This window comes from Pseudomonas sp. NPDC086112 (assembly GCF_044746425.1).
GTDB lineage: Bacteria > Pseudomonadota > Gammaproteobacteria > Pseudomonadales > Pseudomonadaceae > Aquipseudomonas.
This window is the reverse complement of the sequence record NZ_JBIVCD010000006.1, coordinates 101360-105134: the sequence shown is the minus strand read 5'-3', so window position 1 is coordinate 105134 and position 3775 is coordinate 101360. Positions and strand designations below refer to the sequence as shown.

5 protein-coding genes are annotated in these 3775 nt (G+C 58.5%); 1 reads left to right on the top strand and 4 read right to left on the bottom strand.

Annotated features, from left to right (window positions below):
* Positions 1-191: 30S ribosomal protein S20 (gene rpsT, locus ACIPLA_RS06800; protein WP_401172563.1), on the top strand; the 191-nt coding region annotated here is incomplete at its 5' end.
* Positions 192-377: 186 nt separating this feature from the next.
* Here the strand turns inward: rpsT and ACIPLA_RS06795 are convergent.
* The 4 genes from ACIPLA_RS06795 to rpmA all read right to left on the bottom strand — a co-directional run.
* Positions 378-842: a CreA family protein gene (locus ACIPLA_RS06795; RefSeq protein ID WP_123497104.1), complete on the bottom strand. Its 465-nt coding sequence runs from the start codon at positions 840-842 to the stop codon at positions 378-380.
* Between the two features lie 12 nt (positions 843-854).
* Entirely contained in the window at positions 855-1973 is a 1119-nt protein-coding gene (proB, locus tag ACIPLA_RS06790) for a glutamate 5-kinase (RefSeq protein ID WP_063342477.1), read from the bottom strand.
* 123 nt (positions 1974-2096) lie between these two features.
* A complete protein-coding gene (gene cgtA / locus ACIPLA_RS06785; protein WP_007901876.1) occupies positions 2097-3320 on the bottom strand; it encodes an Obg family GTPase CgtA in 1224 nt (407 codons plus the stop codon).
* A gap of 193 nt (positions 3321-3513) precedes the next feature.
* Positions 3514-3775, bottom strand: a 262-nt coding sequence (gene rpmA / locus ACIPLA_RS06780; RefSeq protein WP_401172558.1) for a 50S ribosomal protein L27, incomplete at its 5' end; no start/stop codon positions are given.

The following is a 3775-nucleotide window of genomic DNA, read 5'->3' as shown; positions in this document are numbered from 1 at the left end:
CCTACATCAAGAATGTAGTTAAGGCCATCGACGCAAAAGACGCTGCCAAAGCTCAAGCTGCTTACGTTCTGGCTGTGCCAGTTATCGACCGTATGGCCGATAAAGGCATCATCCACAAGAACAAAGCTGCTCGTCATAAGAGCCGCCTGAATGGCCACGTAAAGGCCCTGAACGTTGCCGCTGCTGCCTAAGCGACACGCTCATTAAAAAACCGACCTCAGGGTCGGTTTTTTATTGCCTGCGATTTGGCAAATACCACGCAAAAAAAAATGTGGGAGCGGGCTTGCTCGCGAAGGCGGCGTAACAGTCAACATAGATGCTGAATGTCAGCCAGTCTTCGCGAGCAAGCCCGCTCCCACATTTTGATCTTTGCTAGCTTATTGAGCGTGTGCCCACGGCAAAATCGGAATCGCCGTCACCGCATTCTGCGGGCTGCCCTCGATCAAACGATCGCTATAAACCAGATACACCAGCGTATTGCGCTTCTTGTCGAGGAATCGCACCACCTGCATGGTCTTGAACACCAAGGACGTGCGCTCCTTGAACACCTCCTCGCCATCCTTGAGCTCACCCTTGAAGTTGATCGGCCCGACCTGACGGCACGCAATAGACGCTTCAGCGCGATCTTCAGCCAGACCCAACCCACCCTTTACCCCGCCAGTCTTGGCGCGCGACAGGTAGCAAGTCACGCCATCCACTTTCGGGTCATCAAACGCCTCGACAACGATACGGTCGTTCGGGCCGACGAACTTGAACACCGTCGACACCTGGCCAATTTCATCGGCCGAGGCCAACAGCGGCATCGCCAACAACAAGCCCAATAATCCTTTTGCCATACGCATTCAGGTATTCCTTCAGACCAGAATCAGGTTATCGCGGTGAACCAGTTCCGGCTCCGCCATGTAACCCAGCAGACCGACAATCGCCTCAGACGACTGACCGATGATTTTTTGTGCTTCCAGAGCACTGTAGTTAGCCAGGCCACGGGCGATTTCACGACCGTCCGGCGCCACACAGACCACCATTTCGCCGCGACGGAAACTGCCCTGGACCAGTTTGACACCCACCGGCAGCAAACTTTTGTTGCCCAGGGACAACGCCGTCACCGCCCCCGCATCCAGCACCAGCGTGCCGCGGGTTTGCAGGTGCCCGGCCAGCCACTGCTTGCGCGCCGCCAGCATGCCACGCTCAGGTGACAACAAGGTGCCGATGCGCTCGCCAGCCTTGAGACGATCCAGCACGCGATCAATGCGCCCACCGACGATGATGGTGTGCGCACCGGAACGCGCTGCCAGACGCGCAGCGCGCAACTTGGTCTGCATACCGCCACGACCCAGCGCACCGCCCGTGCTGCCAGCCACCGCATCCAGCGCCGGATCATCGGCACGCGCCTCGTAAATCAGCTTGGCATCGGGATTGTTGCGCGGATCGGCGTCGAACATGCCGTCGCGATCGGTGAGGATCACCAGCAAATCGGCTTCGACCAGGTTCGCCACCAACGCTGCCAACGTGTCGTTGTCGCCGAAACGGATTTCGTCAGTGACCACGGTGTCGTTCTCGTTGATCACCGGGATCACCTTGAGCTCGACCAGCGCGCGCAAGGTACTGCGAGCGTTCAGGTAGCGCTTGCGGTCGGACAAATCGTCGTGAGTCAGGAGAATCTGCGCGGTATGCCGGCCATGCTCGGCGAAGCTCGACTCCCAGGCCTGCACCAACCCCATCTGACCGATGGCGGCAGCGGCCTGCAACTCGTGCATTGCACTGGGTCGTACAGTCCAGCCCAAACGGCTCATGCCCGCCGCCACTGCCCCAGAGGACACCAGCACCAGCTCAACACCCGCCTCGTGCAGGGCAACCATCTGTTCGACCCAGACACCCATTGCCGCGCGATCCAGGCCTTTGCCGTCCGCCGTCAGCAAAGCGCTGCCGATCTTCACGACCCAACGCTGCGCACCTGTCACCTTGCTCCGCATCATCTTCAACCTTAGCTTGAGGACAGCACGACCCAGCGCTGCCCGTAACGTTATTCGTGACTACCGATTTCCAGATACTAAAACGCCGCTCTAATGAGCGGCGCTTAAGTTTATCGCAACGAATCAGTCACGCACGTAAATGATTTCCGGACCGTCTTCGTCATCCACATCTTCTTCATCCCAATCGTCGTCACCGATGTCATGGACCGACTTCACGCCACTGCGACGCAGGGCACGCTGATCGTCCAGCGCCTGCAACTGCGCGCGCGCTTCGTCTTCGATGCGCTGATCGAGCTCGGCCAGCTCTTCCTTGTAGGCCGGGTCGTTAGCCAGACGATCGGCACGATCTTCCAGGTAACGCATGATGTCATGGCAAAGACGCTCGGTGCCTTGCTTGGCGATCGCGGAGATCACGTAGACCGGACCGGTCCACTCCAGACGATCAACGATTTCCTTGACGCGAGCGTCGTGCTCTTCTTCAAGGATCTGGTCGCACTTGTTCAGCACCAGCCAGCGATCACGCTCAGCCAGGGACGGGCTGAACTTGGTCAGCTCGCTGACGATTACTTCAGCGGCATCCGGAGCACTGGTGTCATCCAGCGGCGCCATGTCGACGAGGTGCAGCAGCAGACGGGTACGCGACAAGTGCTTGAGGAAACGAATCCCCAGACCTGCGCCGTCGGAAGCACCTTCGATCAGACCAGGAATGTCCGCCACCACGAAGCTTTTCCAGCGATCGACGCTGACCACACCCAGGTTCGGCACCAGAGTGGTGAACGGGTAGTCGGCGACTTTCGGCTTGGCGGCCGATACCGAGCGAATAAAGGTACTTTTGCCGGCGTTCGGCAAACCGAGCAGACCGACGTCCGCCAACACCTTCATTTCCAGTTTCAGGTCGCGCTGCTCACCCGGCTTGCCCGGCGTGGTCTGGCGCGGCGCCCGGTTGGTGCTGGATTTGAAACGAGTGTTACCCAGACCGTGCCAGCCGCCGTGAGCCACCAGCAGGCGCTGACCGGCCTTGGTCAGGTCGCCGATCACTTCCTGAGTCGCGGAATCGATAACGGTAGTGCCAACTGGAACGCGCAGCACCAACTCCTCACCTTTCTTGCCGGTGCAGTCAGTGCTGCCGCCGTTGGAACCGCGCTCGGCATCGAAGTGCCGGGTGTAACGGTAGTCCACCAGGGTGTTGAGGTTTTCGTCGGCAACCATGTAGACCGAGCCGCCATCACCACCGTCACCGCCGTTCGGGCCGCCGTTTTCAATGAATTTTTCGCGACGGAAGCTCATGCAACCGTTGCCGCCGTCCCCGGCCTTTACTCGAATCGATACTTCATCAACAAACTTCATAACAAAACGCCTCTCGCCATACGGACGAGCCGAAAAAACCTAGACATAAGACTCTTGCAAAAATGAGCGCAGCGACCTCAATCAACGACCGCCAATACAGCGCTGGAGCCCATCACAAACAGCTTTGCAAGAGACTCACCCCACAAACGAAAAAGCCCCGTCGCAAGACAGGGCTTTTCCAGCAACTACGTAATTATGCCGCGACGACGTCAGTCTTCGGAACAATGCTTACGTAACGACGACCGAAGGCGCCTTTTACTTCGAACTTGATCACGCCGTCGATTTTAGCGAACAGAGTGTGATCCTTGCCCATGCCAACGCCGTAGCCAGCGTGGAATTGGGTGCCGCGCTGACGCACGATGATGTTGCCCGGAATGATAACCTGGCCGCCATACATCTTCACGCCAAGGCGTTTGGCTTCTGAGTCGCGACCGTTACGGGTACTACCACCAGCT